The organism is Burkholderia stagnalis (assembly GCF_039848545.1).
GTDB classification, from domain to species: Bacteria; Pseudomonadota; Gammaproteobacteria; order Burkholderiales; family Burkholderiaceae; genus Burkholderia; species Burkholderia stagnalis.
This window is the reverse complement of the sequence record NZ_CP156685.1, coordinates 1,437,631-1,452,798: the sequence shown is the minus strand read 5'-3', so window position 1 is coordinate 1,452,798 and position 15,168 is coordinate 1,437,631. Positions and strand designations below refer to the sequence as shown.

The 15,168-nt window shown below is 70.3% G+C and carries 8 protein-coding genes; 4 read left to right on the top strand and 4 right to left on the bottom strand.

Annotated elements, in window-relative coordinates; translation table 11 throughout:
* Window positions 1-9: 9 nt before the first annotated feature.
* Complete coding sequence (gene dnaE / locus ABFO07_RS06885) at window positions 10-3,543, bottom strand: DNA polymerase III subunit alpha (RefSeq protein ID WP_059883929.1); 3,534 nt, start codon at window positions 3,541-3,543, stop codon at window positions 10-12.
* A gap of 233 nt (window positions 3,544-3,776) precedes the next feature.
* Here dnaE and ABFO07_RS06880 point away from each other — a divergent pair, with 233 nt between their 5' ends.
* Window positions 3,777-4,631: a sulfurtransferase gene (locus tag ABFO07_RS06880; protein ID WP_059566312.1), complete on the top strand. Its 855-nt coding sequence runs from the start codon at window positions 3,777-3,779 to the stop codon at window positions 4,629-4,631.
* A gap of 19 nt (window positions 4,632-4,650) precedes the next feature.
* A complete protein-coding gene (gene gluQRS / locus ABFO07_RS06875; protein WP_059801929.1) occupies window positions 4,651-5,547 on the top strand; it encodes a tRNA glutamyl-Q(34) synthetase GluQRS in 897 nt (298 codons plus the stop codon).
* Window positions 5,548-5,631: 84 nt separating this feature from the next.
* Here gluQRS and ABFO07_RS06870 read toward each other — a convergent pair whose 3' ends face one another.
* The 3 genes from ABFO07_RS06870 to purT all read right to left on the bottom strand — a co-directional run bounded on the left by ABFO07_RS06870 (window position 5,632) and on the right by purT (window position 9,201).
* Entirely contained in the window at window positions 5,632-7,107 is a 1,476-nt protein-coding gene (locus ABFO07_RS06870; protein ID WP_059906423.1) for a DEAD/DEAH box helicase, read from the bottom strand.
* A gap of 354 nt (window positions 7,108-7,461) precedes the next feature.
* Window positions 7,462-7,845 carry an MliC family protein gene (locus ABFO07_RS06865; RefSeq protein ID WP_059566315.1) on the bottom strand — a complete coding sequence of 128 codons (384 nt, stop codon included), beginning with the start codon at window positions 7,843-7,845 and terminating at the stop codon, window positions 7,462-7,464.
* Between the two features lie 141 nt (window positions 7,846-7,986).
* Window positions 7,987-9,201, bottom strand: a complete 1,215-nt coding sequence (purT, locus tag ABFO07_RS06860; RefSeq protein WP_060362402.1) for a formate-dependent phosphoribosylglycinamide formyltransferase — start codon at window positions 9,199-9,201, stop codon at window positions 7,987-7,989.
* Window positions 9,202-9,382: 181 nt separating this feature from the next.
* Here purT and ABFO07_RS06855 point away from each other — a divergent pair, with 181 nt between their 5' ends.
* Together ABFO07_RS06855 and ABFO07_RS06850 are read left to right on the top strand one after the other, a co-directional pair.
* A complete protein-coding gene (locus tag ABFO07_RS06855) occupies window positions 9,383-9,928 on the top strand; it encodes an META domain-containing protein (protein ID WP_059566317.1) in 546 nt (181 codons plus the stop codon).
* 158 nt (window positions 9,929-10,086) lie between these two features.
* Window positions 10,087-15,135, top strand: a complete 5,049-nt coding sequence (locus ABFO07_RS06850; RefSeq protein WP_347468580.1) for a DNA translocase FtsK — start codon at window positions 10,087-10,089, stop codon at window positions 15,133-15,135.
* Window positions 15,136-15,168 lie beyond the last annotated feature (33 nt).

Below are 15,168 nucleotides of genomic sequence, written 5' to 3'. Positions count from 1 at the left end.
ATCCGGATTTCAGTAAACGATTTCGACCGCACTGCTGGCGAACGCCGCGCGCAGTTCCGCGAGCAGGGTATCGCTCGGCTTCACGCGCCACGCATCGCCGAGGCGCATCTCGCCTTGCGCGCGCGCATTGCTGTAGTGGATCTGGACCGCGAGGCCGTTCGGCAGCGGCGGCGCGGGCCGGCGGCCGCCGTCGCGCCCGCCGCCGCGCGGCGCGGGGGCATCGGCCGCGCTCGCCGCGGCCGGATCATCCTTCGACACGTGCGGCTCGAGCACCCGCCGCAACACGGCAGCATCGGCATTGCCGTTCATCGTCAGCCGCACGGCCTGCGCATAGCGGCTGCGCGCGCGCTCGAGGTCCATCACGGTATCGGCCGTGAAGCGGATCCCGCCCGTGAACGCATCGTTGCGCGCCTGCCCCTGCACGATCAGCAGCTCGTCTTCCTTGAACAACGCCTTGTTGGCCTCGAACTGCTCGTTGAAGATCGTGATTTCGCACTGGCCCGTGCCGTCGTCGAGCAGCGCGATCAGCATCTTGCCGCGCTGGGTCATCTGCGTGCGCAGCGACGCGATCACGCCCGCGACGAGCTTGTCGCGCCCTTCCTTCAGTTCGCCGACCTTCTGCCGCGCGAAGCGGCGCACCTCGTCGCGATACGCGTCGAACAGGTGGCCCGACAGGTAGAAGCCGAGCGCGCCCTTCTCTTCCTGCAGACGGCGCTTGTCATCCCACGCCGGCTCGTCGACGAGCGCATGCGCATGCGGCGACTCGGCGCCCATGTCGAACAGGCCGGCCTGCATCGCGTTCGCCTCGGCCTGGTCGGCCGCTTCCATCGCGAGCGGCACCGACGCGAGCAGCTGCGCGCGGTTCGCGGTCAGCGAATCGAACGCGCCGGCGCGGATCAGCGCCTCGATCGTGCGGCGGTTCACCATCCGCCGGTCGATCCGCTCGCAGAAGTCGAACAGGTCGGTGAACGGCTTCTCCTCGCGCGCGCGCAGGATTTCCTCGATCGCGTTCTGGCCGCTGCCCTTCACCGCGCCGAGCCCGTAGCGGATCGTGCGCGAACGCTTGCCGTCCGCTTCGGCGACCGGCTCGAAGCGATAGTGCGACTGGTTGATGTCCGGCGGCAGCACGACGAGGTTGTTCACGACGCAGTCGTCGAACAGGATCTTCACCTTGTCGGTGTCGTCCATCGCGAGCGTCATGTTGGCCGCCATGAATTCGGCGGGATGGTGCGCCTTCAGCCACGCGGTGTAGTACGCGAGCAGCGCATAGGCGGCCGCGTGCGACTTGTTGAAGCCGTAGCCCGCGAACTTCTCCATCAGGTCGAAGATCTCGTCGGACTTCTCGCGCGACAGGCCGTTCTTCGCCGCGCCCTCGGCGAAGATCTCGCGGTGCTTGGCCATCTCCTCGGGCTTCTTCTTGCCCATCGCGCGGCGCAGCAAGTCCGCGCCGCCGAGCGAGTAGCCGCCGATGATCTGCGCCATCTGCATCACCTGCTCCTGATAGACCATGATGCCGTAGGTCTCTTTCAGGACGGGTTCGACGCGCGGATCGGGGTACTCGACCTTCTCGCGGCCGTGCTTGCGCGCGCAGAAGCTCGGGATCAGGTCCATCGGGCCCGGACGATACAACGACACGAGCGCGATGATGTCCTCGAAGCGGTCGGGCTGCGCATCCTTCAGCATGCCCTGCATGCCGCGGCTTTCCAGCTGGAACACGGCGACCGTGTTGGCCTTCTTGAGGATCTGGAACGACGTGGGATCGTCGAGCGGCACCTGCGCGAGCGACCAGTCGGCCTTCGACGGATCGAGGCGGCGGATGTAGCGCTCGGCCCAGTCGAGAATCGTCAGCGTGGTGAGGCCCAGAAAGTCGAACTTCACGAGGCCGACCGCTTCGACGTCGTCCTTGTCGTACTGGCTGACCACGCCGCCGTCGTCGCCCTGCGTGTAGAGCGGGCAGAAATCGGTCAGCTTGCCGGGCGCGATCAGCACGCCGCCCGCGTGCATCCCGACGTTGCGCGTGAGGCCTTCGACGCGCTGCGCGAGGTCGAGCAGCTGATGAACCTCGTCCTCGTGGTCGTAGCGCTCCTGGAGCTGCGGCTCCTCCTTCATCGCGTCGGCGATCGTCACGTGCTTGCCCGGCTTGAACGGGATCAGCTTCGCGACGCCGTCGGTGAACATGTAGCCGAGGTCGAGCACGCGGCCGATGTCGCGCACGGCCGCCTTCGCGGCCATCGTGCCGAAGGTGGCGATCTGCGACACGGCATCCGCGCCGTACTTCTCCTTCACGTACTGGATCACGCGATCGCGGCCGTGCTGGCAGAAGTCGATGTCGAAGTCGGGCATCGACACCCGCTCCGGGTTCAGGAAGCGCTCGAACAGCAGGTTGTAGCGCAGCGGGTCGAGATCGGTGATGCCGAGCGCGTACGCGACGAGCGACCCGGCGCCCGAACCCCGCCCGGGGCCGACCGGCACGCCGTTGTTCTTCGCCCAGTTGATGAAGTCCGCGACGATCAGGAAGTAGCCCGGAAAGCCCATCTTCGTGATGGTCCCGCACTCGAATTCGAGCCGCTGGTAGTACGTGCCGCGCTGTGCATCGCGCTCGGCGGCGTCCGGATAGAGCTGCTCGAGGCGCTTTTCGAGGCCTTCCTTCGACAGCTGGATCAGGTAGTCGTCGAGCGACATGCCGTCCGGCGTCGGGAACAGCGGCAGCTTCGGCTTGCCGAGCTCGAGGGTCAGGTTGCAGCGCTTCGCGATCTCGACCGTGTTCGCGACCGCGGAAGGCAGATCCGCGAACAGCGCGACCATGTCGTCCTGCGTGCGGAAATACTGGTCGGTCGTGAAGCGCTTCTGGCGCCGCGGGTTCGCGAGGATGTCGCCCTCCGAGATGCACACGCGCGCCTCGTGCGCGGTGAAATCGTCGTCGGTCATGAACTGCGTCGGATGCGTCGCGACGACCGGCAGCTTCAGCGCCGCGGCAAGCGTCGCCGCCTGCTGGATATACGCCTCGGCGCCCGGCTGGCCGTAGCGCTGCAGTTCGATGTAGAAGCCGCCCGGGAACACCTTCGCCCAGCGCGCCGCGTGCCGGCGCGCCGCTTCCTCGTTGCCGGCCGCGAGCGCGAGGCCGATGTCGCCCTGCTGCGCGCCCGACAGCGCGAGCAGGCCCTGCGAAAGCTCGCCGTCGAGCCAGCTCGCGTCGAGCTCCGCGCGGCCGCGATACTGGTTCGTGAGCCACGCCTTCGACAGCAGCTCGCAGAGATTCAGGTAGCCGCGCTTGTCCTTGACGAGCAGCAGCAGCCGCGACGGCTTGTCGCGATCGTCCGGATTGGCGATCCAGACGTCGCAGCCGGCGATCGGCTTGATGCCCTTGCCGCGGGCTTCCTGGTAGAAACGGACGAGACCGAATGCGTTGCCGAGATCGGTCAGGGCGAGCGCGCCCTGACCGTCCGCGGCCGCGGCCTTGACGACGTCGTCGAGGCGCACGATGCCGTCGGCAATCGAGAATTCGGAGTGAACGCGAAGATGGACGAAGCGGGGATCTGACATGGGCGCTATTGTAGCCGCCCCGCCGCGCCGGCTGCCCAAAAAACCCCGCATTGGCCGTTCGGCCGGGGTGCGCGACCCTGGGCCGCGCCGTTGGCCGTTCGGCCGGCTGCCTTCCCGGGCACGGTTTGCGGGATAATACGGGTTTTCGAATCTTCCGCCCGGCTTCGCACCCTTTTTTGCGGGCCGCCGTGCGCGCCGTCGCACGGCCGCGGCCGTTCTCTCGTCGGATCACCATGAGTATCGTCAATCTCGCCGCCTACCACTTCGTGTCGCTCGACGCGACCGAACAATGGCGCCCGCTCGTCACCGCCCGCTGCAACGAACTCGGCCTGCGCGGCACGATCCTGCTCGCGCCGGAAGGCATCAACCTGTTCATCGCCGGCCCGCGCGACGCGGCCGACGCGTTCATCGCATACATCCGCCACGATCCGCTGTTCGAGGGCAAGTTCGCGACGCTGCAGTTCAAGGAAAGCCTGTCGGATTCGCAGCCGTTCCGCCGCATGCTCGTGCGCCTGAAGCGCGAGATCATCACGATGAAGAAGCCCGCGATCAAGCCCGAGCTCGGCCGCGCGCCGTCCGTCGACGCGCACACGCTGAAGGCCTGGCTCGACCGTGGTCACGACGACGCGGGCCGCCCGGTCGTGATGCTCGACACGCGCAACGCGTTCGAGGTCGACGTCGGCACGTTCGACAATGCGCTCGACTACCGGATCGACAAGTTCAGCGAGTTCCCGGCCGTCATCGAAGCGAACCGCGCGGACCTCGAAGGCAAGACGATCGTGTCGTTCTGCACGGGCGGCATTCGTTGCGAGAAGGCGGCGATTCACATGAAGGACGTCGGCATCGACAACGTGTACCAGCTCGAAGGCGGCATCCTCAAGTATTTCGAGGAAGTCGGCGGCGCGCACTACCACGGCGACTGCTTCGTGTTCGACTACCGCACCGCGCTGAACCCGCAGCTCGAACCGACCGAGAACGTCACCTGCTTCGCGTGCCGCGCGGTCGTGACGCCCGAGCAGCAGCAATCGCCGAGCTACGTGGCAGGCCAGTCCTGCCCGGCCTGCGCGAACGCCGCCAGCGCGGCGTAAGCACGCCGGGCGCGCGCCGATGACCGGCTATCGCGGCCGCTTCGCGCCGTCGCCGACCGGGCCGCTGCATTTCGGCTCGCTGGTCGGCGCGCTCGCGAGCTGGCTCGACGCGCGCGCCCAGCGTGGCGCGTGGCTCGTGCGCATTGAGGACATCGACGGGCCGCGCACGGTGCCCGGCGCGGCCGAGGCCATCCTCGCGACGCTCGCGCATTTCGGCATGACGCCGGACGAGCCGCCCGTCTGGCAGAGCGCGCGCGAGGCCGACTACGCGGCCGCGCTCGAGCGGCTGAAGGCGACCGGGCTCGTCTATCCATGCGGCTGCACGCGCAAGGAGATCGCCGATTCGCTGCGCGCCGCGCACGAGCGCCACACGACGCTCGCCTACCCGGGCACCTGCCGCGCGGGCCTGCACGGCAAGCCCGCGCGCGCGTGGCGGCTGCGCGTGCCGGACGGCGACGCCGCGATCGTCACGTTCGACGATCGCTGGCAGCACATCCAATCGCAGAATCTCGCGACCGAAGTCGGCGACTTCGTGCTGAAACGCGCCGACGGCCTGTGGGCGTACCAGCTCGCGGTGGTGGTCGACGATGCCGACGCCGGCATCACGCATGTCGTGCGCGGCGCCGACCTGCTCGACTCGACCGCGCGCCAGATCTACCTGCAGCGCTGCCTCGGCGTGCCGACGCCGTCGTATCTGCACGTGCCGGTAGTCGTCGATGCGCATGGCGAGAAACTCAGCAAGCAGACCGGCGCGACCGCGCTCGAACGCGACGATCCGCTCCCCGCGCTGAAGGCCGCGGCGGCACACCTGGGCCTCGCGCCGGACGGCGGCGAGCTGCCGGGCACGACGCTCGATGCGTTCTACGCGGCAGCGACGGCCGCGTGGGCGCGGCGCTTCGGGCCGCAGGCCGGCTAAGCGCCCGATCGGTCCTCCACCAAACAAAAAACGGGTGCATGCGTATCGCATGCACCCGTTTTGCGTCGCGGCGGCCGGAACTGCTTACGCCGACGGCTTGCGCGGCATTCCGAACCCGCCGAGCAGCGCGGCCACCTGCCGCTTCGGTCCCTTCTTCTCCGGCTGCGCGTGCGACGACTCTTCAGGCCGCTTCGTCGACGCCGACGGCTCGTACGGCTTCAGGAAGAACTCGTCGATCGGCGCCTCGTGGCGGCGGTGATGCCCGCGCTCGGCGCCCGCCGGGCGGCGGCCCGCCGCACCGCGATGCTCGTCGCGCTCGCGACGGCCGCCGCGTTCGCCGCCGCGCTCACCACCACGGTCGCCGCCACGCTCGTCATGGCGATGCCGCGCCGGCTTGTCGATCGACAGCGTCTGCATCTCGAGCGGCCGCTTGATCAGCTTCTCGATGTCGGCGAGCTGCTTGCGCTCGTTCGGGCTGCACAGCGACAGCGCATCGCCGGTCGCACCCGCGCGGCCGGTACGGCCGATCCGGTGCACGTAGTCTTCCGCGCTGAACGGCAGGTCGAAGTTGATCACGGCCGGCAGTTCGGCGATGTCGAGGCCGCGCGCGGCCACGTCGGTCGCAACCAGCGCCTCGATCTCGCCGCGCTTGAATGCGTCGAGCGCCTGCATCCGCTCGATCTGCGTCTTGTCGCCGTGAATCGCCGACGCGACCACGCCGTCGCGCTCGAGATTGCGCGCGAGCCGGCTCGCGCCGATCTTGCTGTTGCAGAACACGATCACCTGCTTGAGGCCGCGATCGCGCAGCAGCTGCACGACGGCCGCCTGCTTGTCGCCCTCGGCGACGTCGTAGACGATCTGCGTGACGTTCGCGTTCGTCGAGTTGCTGCGCGCGACCTCGATCGTCTGCGGGTTGCGCAGGTAGGTCGACGCGAGCTTCTTGATTTCCGGCGAGAAGGTGGCCGAGAACAGCAGCGTCTGGCGCTCCTTCGGCAGCAGGTTCAGGATGCGCTGCAGATCGGGCAGGAAGCCCATGTCGAGCATCCGGTCGGCCTCGTCGAGCACGAGGATCTGCACCTGGCCGAGGTTCGCCGTCTTCTGCTGCACGTGGTCGAGCAGGCGGCCCGGCGTCGCGATCAGGATCTCGACGCCGCGGCGCAGCTCGGCCATCTGCGGGTTCATGTCGACGCCGCCGAACACCACCGCGCTGCGCAGCGGCGTGTGCTTCGCGTACGCGTGCACGTTCGCGGCGACCTGGTCGGCAAGTTCGCGGGTCGGCGTGAGGATCAGCGCGCGCACCGGGTGGCGCGCGGGCGATGCGCTCGTGTTGGCCTGCGGCAGCAGGCGCTGGATGATCGGCAGCGAGAAACTCGCGGTCTTGCCGGTGCCTGTTTGCGCGGCGCCCATGACGTCGCGGCCGGCGAGCACGACCGGAATGGCCTGCGCCTGGATCGGCGTCGGCGTCGTGTAGCCCTGCTCCGCAATGGCTTTCAGGATATCGGCGGCAAGGCCGAATTGATCGAAGGTTGCGTCGACAGGCTTGGCGACAGAATCGGACATGGTGGCGTTTCGCTCAAAAGGCGCGGCGGGGACATCACGCGTCAGCTCGGCCCGGCGGGCCGCTGCGCAAATCTCTCATTTCGGAAGTAGACGGAGCCGCGGCGCGCCGCGCGGCGCCGCTCTGGCGCGATGGGCAATCAGGGCCCCGGGCCGTGCGGACTCCGGCCGGCGCGAATGCCGGCGGAAAGGGCCGTATTGTAGCACCGTGCGGCGTCACGTCCGTGACAGCCCTTGCGCGGCGGCCGCACACGGGTTGCAAGCGGGTCGCGACCATGCGGCCGCGCGGCGCGCCGCCGCCCCGGGGCCAGGCGCGTGCGATGCCCGGACGCCGAGGCCGGCAGCCGCTCCCGCGACTCAACCCTTCTTCTTTTTCTTCGTCTCGACCTGCACGCAGTCGGACAGCAGCGGCGGCGCCTTCTCGTCGGCGATCTCGTCGCGCAGCGTCCCTTCCCTGCCCTTCGTCCACCACGTATAGCGGCCGGCCTGATAGCGGACACCGGACGCCGACACGGTGTCGACGAACAGCAGCCGCTGGCCGTTGACCGGCACGAGCGCGAAGCTCTGGCCGTTGCCGGCGAGCCAGTACGACACGCGCACCGGCTGCTTCTGGTTGGCGCACTGGTAGACGGCCGTCTGGCGCGCGTCGGCGTCGATTTCCTCGACGGTCAGCTGCGCGGCGTGCGCGACGGAAACGGTCAGGCCGGCCAGCGCGAGCGTGGCGAGAGTTTGGCGAATCATGCAGGTCCTCTTCCGAGACGGGGGGTGGAAGCGCGCCCGGCCCGGGCGCGCGGGTCGTCATGGCCCGGGGATCGACGGCGCCCGCGCGCGAGACGAATCGCGGAGCGGGCATCGGCATCACGCGCGCCTGCCGGTTGCCGGTCAGCGCGCCGAAACGGGCTTCACGGCCGCGGCGGCCCGCTTCGCGCGGGCGCGGGCTTCGTCGACGTCGGCGCCGGTCGCGAGCGCGACGCCCATGCGCCGCTTCGCGAAACTTTCCGGCTTGCCGAACAGCCGCAGGTCGGCGCCCGGCACCGCCAGCGCGTCGCGCACGCCCTCGAACGCGATGCCGCGTTCGTCGAGCCCGCCGTAGATCACCGCCGACGCCGCCGGCGAGCCGAGCGTCGGATCGACCGGCAGGCCGAGGATCGCGCGCGCATGCAGCTCGAACTCCGACTGGCGCTGCGACGCGAGCGTGACGAGGCCCGTGTCGTGCGGCCGCGGGCTCACTTCGGAGAACCAGACCTCGTCGCCGCGCACGAACAGCTCGACGCCGAACAGCCCGCGCCCGCCGAGCGCCTCGGTCACCTTGTGCGCGATCTCGCGCGAGCGCGCGAGCGCCGCCGCGGACATCGGCTGCGGCTGCCACGACTCGACGTAGTCGCCCGCGACCTGCACGTGGCCGACCGGCTCGCAGAAATAGGTGCGCGTGTCGCCGCCGGCCGGATCGATCGCGCGGACCGTGAGCTGCGTGATCTCGTAGTCGAAATCCACGAACCCCTCGACGATCACGCGGCCGTGATTCACGCGCCCGCCCGCCATCGCGTACTGCCACGCGGGCTCGACGTCCGCCTCGCTGCGCACCACCGACTGCCCCTTGCCCGACGACGACATCACCGGCTTCACGACGCACGGCATGCCGATCTTCGCGACGGCCGCCGCGAATTCGTCGAACGACTGCGCGAACGCATACGGCGAAGTCGGCAGGCCCAGTTCCTCGGCGGCAAGCCGGCGGATGCCTTCGCGGTTCATCGTGAGCTGCGTCGCGCGCGCGGTCGGGATCACCTCGGCGACGCCCGCCGCCTCGATCGCCGCGAGCGCGTCGGTCGCGATCGCCTCGATCTCGGGGACGATCAGGTGCGGCCGCTCGGCCTCGACGAGCGCGCGCAGCGCGGCGGCGTCCGTCATGTCGATCACGTGCGCGCGATGCGCGACCTGGTGGCCGGGCGCGTCCGGATAGCGGTCGACCGCGATCACCTCGACGCCGAGCCGCTGCAACGCGATGATGACTTCCTTGCCGAGTTCGCCGGCGCCGAGCAGCATGACGCGCGTGGCCGAAGGCGAAAGCGGCGTACCGAGCCGCTGACCGATCTGCATGTGATTTCCCGCTTCTGGTTGGAGGTCGAAAACGACTGCGATGTTAACATGCGCATCGGCGCCGATTCGACCGGCCGCGACGCGCCGCGAACGATTTCGCGCATGCATGGTCGCCTCGCCTGACGCGCGGCGAGTGCGTTACTCTTACGCCTTGTTCAGAATCTGATGAGGATCGAGGCACATGTCCCACCCGACCGCAGCCGCACGCACGCGCATCCGCCTGTTTCACCCGCTGCGCGCGCCGCTCTGCGCATTGACGCTTGCCACGCTTCTCGCCGCCTGCTCGATGCCGATCCATTCCGACGCCGACGCGCGTTCGCCCGATCCGTTCAACCCCGCCGCCGTGCAGCTGCTCGACGACACGAGCTGGGAGCTCACCGGCTGGCAGAACGCCGACGGCACGCCGCGCGCGATCCCGCACGGCGACAACGGCGAGCCGCTCAAGCTCGTGCTGTCCACCGAATCCGGCCAGCGCCGCGCGTCCGGCTTTTCCGGCTGCAACCGCTACATGGGCACCTACGACATCAAGAACGGCGTGCTCGGCTTCGGCCCGCTCGCCGGCACGCGGATGGCCTGCACCGGCACGCTCGGCGGCCAGCTCGAGCGCGCGTACCTCGACGCGCTCGCGCACGTCGCGAAGGCCGGCGTGCAGATGCGCTCGCCGCAGCAGCTGCTGATCGTCACCGACAGCGGCGCGACGCTGACCTTCACGCGCCGCGGCCCGTAACGTGCCCGTGCGGGACACGGCCGGCTGACCGCGTCCCGCCGCGCACGCGCAGCGCGCGGCGTCGCGCTTGATCGTCTTTTAAAGTCTGCTACCCCGTCAGCCGTTAAACTCGGCGGGTCGCGCGCTTCGCGCTCCCCGCCCCATTCCCGTTTCAAAGCATGCACACGGTTGTCCTCGGCTGGTTCGGCGTCTCCGCCGTCTGGTTCATCCCCCTCATCTGGCGTCTCGCGAAAGCGATGCTGCCCGGCGGCGACGGCGTCGCCGGCCGCGGCTCGATCCGGCTCTGGCTCGGCTTCGCTTGCGTGTTCGTCGCGAGCTGCACGCTGACGAGCGTGTTCGCCGGCGCCGACACCAATGCGCTCGGCCACGCGCTGTCGGCCGGCTTCGAGCGCGTGCTCGGCCGGATCGGCACGCCGCTCGCGATGGTCGTGCTGTTTTTCGCGGGCCTGCCGTGGCTGACCGGCATCGGCTGGCAGCGCGTCGCCGCGTGGCTCGATACGTCGTTCGGGCTCAAGCTGGCGCGCGACGCCGACGACGATGCCCGCGGCGTCGCCGACCTGCCGCGCAGCGCGCTGCATCGCGACGACGAGCGCCGCGTGCGCCGCGCCGGCGACGTCCAGCCGACCAGCGCGCATACCGTCAATTCGATGGCGCCCCGGCAGAACGGCCGGTTTTCGCGCCCGACGCTGTGGAAGCCCGACCCGCAGGCGCGGCCGAAGCCGCGCGGCCAGGGGGTGGCCCGGCCGCATGCGGAACCGGTCGCGCCGTCGGGCTGGCTGAAGCCCACGACGCCGTTCCGGCCGGCCGCGACGTCCGCGACATCTGCGGCGGGCGCCGCTACGGCCGCCGGTGCGGCTGGCGCCGCCGTTTCGGCACGCCCCGCGGCAGGCGCGCCGTCGCCGCGCCCCGCTCCAGCCCCAATTTCACCGATTGCACTCGAACCGGCCCGCACGCGGCCGGCGCCGGCCGCGCCCGCGCGGTCGGCCGATGCGCTCAGGCAGCCGGTCGCGCCGCGCGCAACCGTGCCGCCCCGGCCGACCGGTGCGGCGCCGGCGCGGCCGCTGTCGCGCCCGGCCGCCGGAACGGCATCGACGCCGGTTCCGCCCGCCCTGCCCCGCCAGCGCCCCGCCGCGCCTGCGCGCGCGCCGCTTTATGCGTGGAACGAGAAGCCCGCGGCGCCGATCACGCCCGCGCCGAGCGTCCACGAGACCTTGCGTTCGATCGAGGCCAGCACCGCCCAGTGGGCGTCGCTGGCCGGCACGTTGCCGGTCGACGCCGCGCGCGCGGCAGCCCCGCTGGCTGGCGCAGCCGCGGTGGCGGCAGGCGCCGCAGCCGCCACTTGGCCTGCGGCATCGGGCAGGCCGGCTTCCGAGTCGCGTGGCACCGAGGTTGAGGAAATCGGCAGCGTGGCCGACGCTCACGCCGCGACGATGCGCGAGGACGACGCAATCGTGCTGCCCGCGTTCATGCCGGTCGATGACGGTGCATGGATGCCGGATGCGCACTCGGGCGCGAATGGTGCGAATGTCCCGGCAATACCGGAACCCGAGACGCCGGCGGGCGCTCCGCAGGACGTGATTGCGGCCGCCATGCCGGCTTCGCCGACGCGCGCCGACGAAACCGACGAAACCGACGTAGCCGACGTAGCCGACGTAGCCGACGTAGCCGACGCAGCCGACGCAGCCGACGCAGCCGACGCAGCCGACGCAGCAATCACGCTCGAGTCGAAAGACAGCGGTCAAGACGTCGCCGATCCGGTCGAAGTCCACCCCGTGTCGCCCGCCGACACGGCGATCGACCTCGCCCCGTGGGAAGACATCGCCGAGCCGCAAACGGCCGCCGACATCGCTGTCGATGCGCCCGTGACCGAAACGACGCCGGCCGCGCCGCATGCGTTGGCCGTCGAGTGGCCGGTCGCCGGTGACGACACGGCCGCGCCGGCCAGCGTTTCCGTCCCCGAAAACGCCACGGTCGCACGCGACGCAGACACGCTGCGTCCGCCGGTTTCCGGAACAGATGCCGCCGCCCCGTCCGACTTGACGACCAATGCGTCCCCGGTCGAGCAGGATGCGATCGACGCACCGCCTGCCGCGACGCTGGCCACGGCCGCCCCCGCCGCGGACGCATTCGCAGGCACGCCGCGGTTCGCTGCGCCGTCGCCCGGCGACGTGACGTCGATTGCGAAGCCGGCAACGGCGATCGTCGACGCGAACTTCGTCGCGCCGGTGGCAACACCACCGGTTGCGCCGGCAAACGTTACCGGCGAGATTGCGTCGAGTACATCGAGCGCAACCGCATCTGTCGTTGCGTCGCCCGCTGTGTCGATGGCTGCGGCAGAGACGACGGCAGCGCCCGCACGCGCCTCCGCCATCGCGCCCGCGCCCGCGCCCGCGCCCGCGCCAACAGGCGCATGGTGGTCCATCAACACCGGCACTGCCAGCGCGACCGTTGGAGAATCCGTTGCATCCGAGTCCGCCGTGCCCGCGAGCCTGGATCAGGTGACCGATACGGCCAATACCAGTACCGGCGCTCCGACTTCCGCAACCATCGAACCACCGGCGATTGCAGCGGATTCGACCGCTGCCCCGACCACGCCCGTGCCGTCGACGCCTGCCGCAGCAGCGGATGCCGTGCACGACACCACGACACGGGACGTTCCATCGCCGGATGCAGAGGATGCGTCGCCCGCAGTGGAACCCGCGATAGCGCCGGCAACCAGCGCGACGGCCCTCGGCTCGGTACTTGCCTCGCTCCCTGCCGCTTCGGCCACGACGCTGCCCGCATCGACGTTCGTTGCACCGCAGGCTGCTGCAGCGGTAGCGCCTGCGCCGACCACCGTTCAGGCGCCCGCGTCGACCTTCGCGTCCTCCTGGTCGATTGCAACGCCAGCGCCTGCCGCCCACGCGACCGCAATGCCCGGCGCAGCGGCGCAGCCGCACGCGCCGGCGACGACCGCCGCGCACGCGCCGACGTCCATTGCCTCCTTTACGCAGACGTCCACCATACCGGTTGACGTCGTCGCACCCGCGACGACCACTGCCGTGGCGAGCCCGGTTGCGCCGGCCGTCGCAAGCACCGACGCTGCCGTTTGCGCGCCGACCGTGGCCCAGACGCCGCCCGTGGCGCCCGTCACGCCGGCCGCTACCTTGGCCGCCCCGCTGCCCTCCGCCGCGATCCCCGGGACGGCAGAACGCACTAGCGAGACCGCGGCGAACACCGCTCAAGCCGTGGCGGCGGCCTCCGCCCTTACCGACGGCGCAACGCCGCCCGCGACACCGACCGCCCCGCTGCCCTCCGCCGCGATCCCCGGCACGGCAGAACGCACTACCGAGGCTACGGCGAACACCGCTCAAGCCGTGGCGGTAACCTCCGCCATTGCCGACGGCGCAACGCCACCCGCGACACCGACCGCCCCGCTGCCCTCCGTCATGATCTCCGGGACGGCAGAACGCACTACCGAGACTACGGCGAACCCTGCTCAAGCCGTGGCGGTAACCTCCGCCATTGCCGACGGCGCAACGCCACCCGCGACACCGACCGCCCCGGTGCCTTCCGTCATGATCCCCGGCACGGTTGCGCCCGTTACCGCGCAACCGGCGCCAGACGCGCCTGCCGTACCGGCCATCGACGCCGGCGCCGCCCCCGCGACACCGGCTGCGCCCGCCGACGCCCCGCCCCCCCGCCCTCCGCGGCCGAACGCGTTCGAATTCCACGCGCCCGCGTCCTTCAACGTCGAGCTGCCGACGCTCGACCTGCTCGAGCCGGCGTCCGACGACATCGAGACGATCAGCGAGGAACACCTAGCGCAGACCGGCCTGGTGATCGAACAGCGCCTGCAGGAATTCAAGGTGCCGGTGACGGTCGTCGGCGCCTCCGCCGGCCCGGTGATCACGCGGTTCGAGATCGAGCCCGCGCTCGGCGTGCGCGGCAGCCAGATCGTCGGCCTGATGAAGGACCTGTCGCGCGGCCTCGGCCTCACGTCGATCCGCGTCGTCGAGACGATTCCCGGCAAGACCTGCATGGGCCTCGAGCTGCCGAACGCGAAGCGCCAGATGATCCGCCTGTCCGAGATCCTCGCGTCGCGCCAGTACCAGCATTCGGCGTCGCAGCTGACGATCGCGATGGGCAAGGACATCATCGGCAACCCGGTCGTCACCGATCTCGCGAAGGCGCCGCACATGCTGGTCGCCGGCACCACCGGTTCGGGCAAGTCGGTCGCGATCAACGCGATGATCCTGTCGCTGCTGTACAAGGCGACGCCCGACGAAGTGCGGCTCATCATGATCGACCCGAAGATGCTCGAGCTGTCGGTCTACGAAGGCATTCCGCACCTGCTCGCGCCGGTCGTCACCGACATGAAGCTCGCGGCGAACGCACTCAACTGGTGCGTCGGCGAGATGGAGAAGCGCTACCGGCTGATGTCGGCCGTCGGCGTGCGCAACCTCGCGGGCTTCAACCAGAAGATCCGCGACGCCGAGGCGAAGGAAAAGAAGATCGGCAACCCGTTCTCGCTGACGCCGGAAGACCCCGAGCCGCTGTCGACGCTGCCGCTGATCGTCGTCGTGATCGACGAGCTCGCCGACCTGATGATGGTCGCCGGCAAGAAGATCGAGGAGCTGATCGCCCGCCTCGCGCAGAAGGCGCGCGCGGCCGGCATCCACCTGATCCTCGCGACGCAGCGGCCGTCGGTCGACGTGATCACCGGCCTCATCAAGGCGAACATCCCGACGCGCGTGGCGTTCCAGGTGTCGTCGAAGATCGACTCGCGCACGATCCTCGACCAGATGGGCGCCGAATCGCTGCTCGGCCAGGGCGACATGCTGTTCCTGCCGCCCGGCACCGGCTATCCGCAGCGCGTGCACGGCGCGTTCGTCGCCGACGAGGAAGTGCACCGCATCGTCGAATACCTGAAGCAGTTCGGCGAGCCGCAGTACGAGGAAGGGATTCTCGACGGCCCGACGTCCGAGGGCGCGGCGCAGGACCTGTTCGGCGACGCGCCGGACGCCGAGGCGGACCCGCTGTACGACGAGGCGGTCGCGTTCGTCGTGCGCACGCGGCGCGCATCGATCTCGTCGGTGCAGCGGCAGTTGCGGATCGGCTACAACCGCGCCGCGCGGCTCGTCGAGCAGATGGAAGCGGCCGGGCTCGTGTCGCCGATGGGCATCAACGGCAGCCGCGAGGTGCTGGTGCCGGCCGCCGCGGATTGAGCGGCGGGCCAGCCGGCCTCATCCTCCACAAAC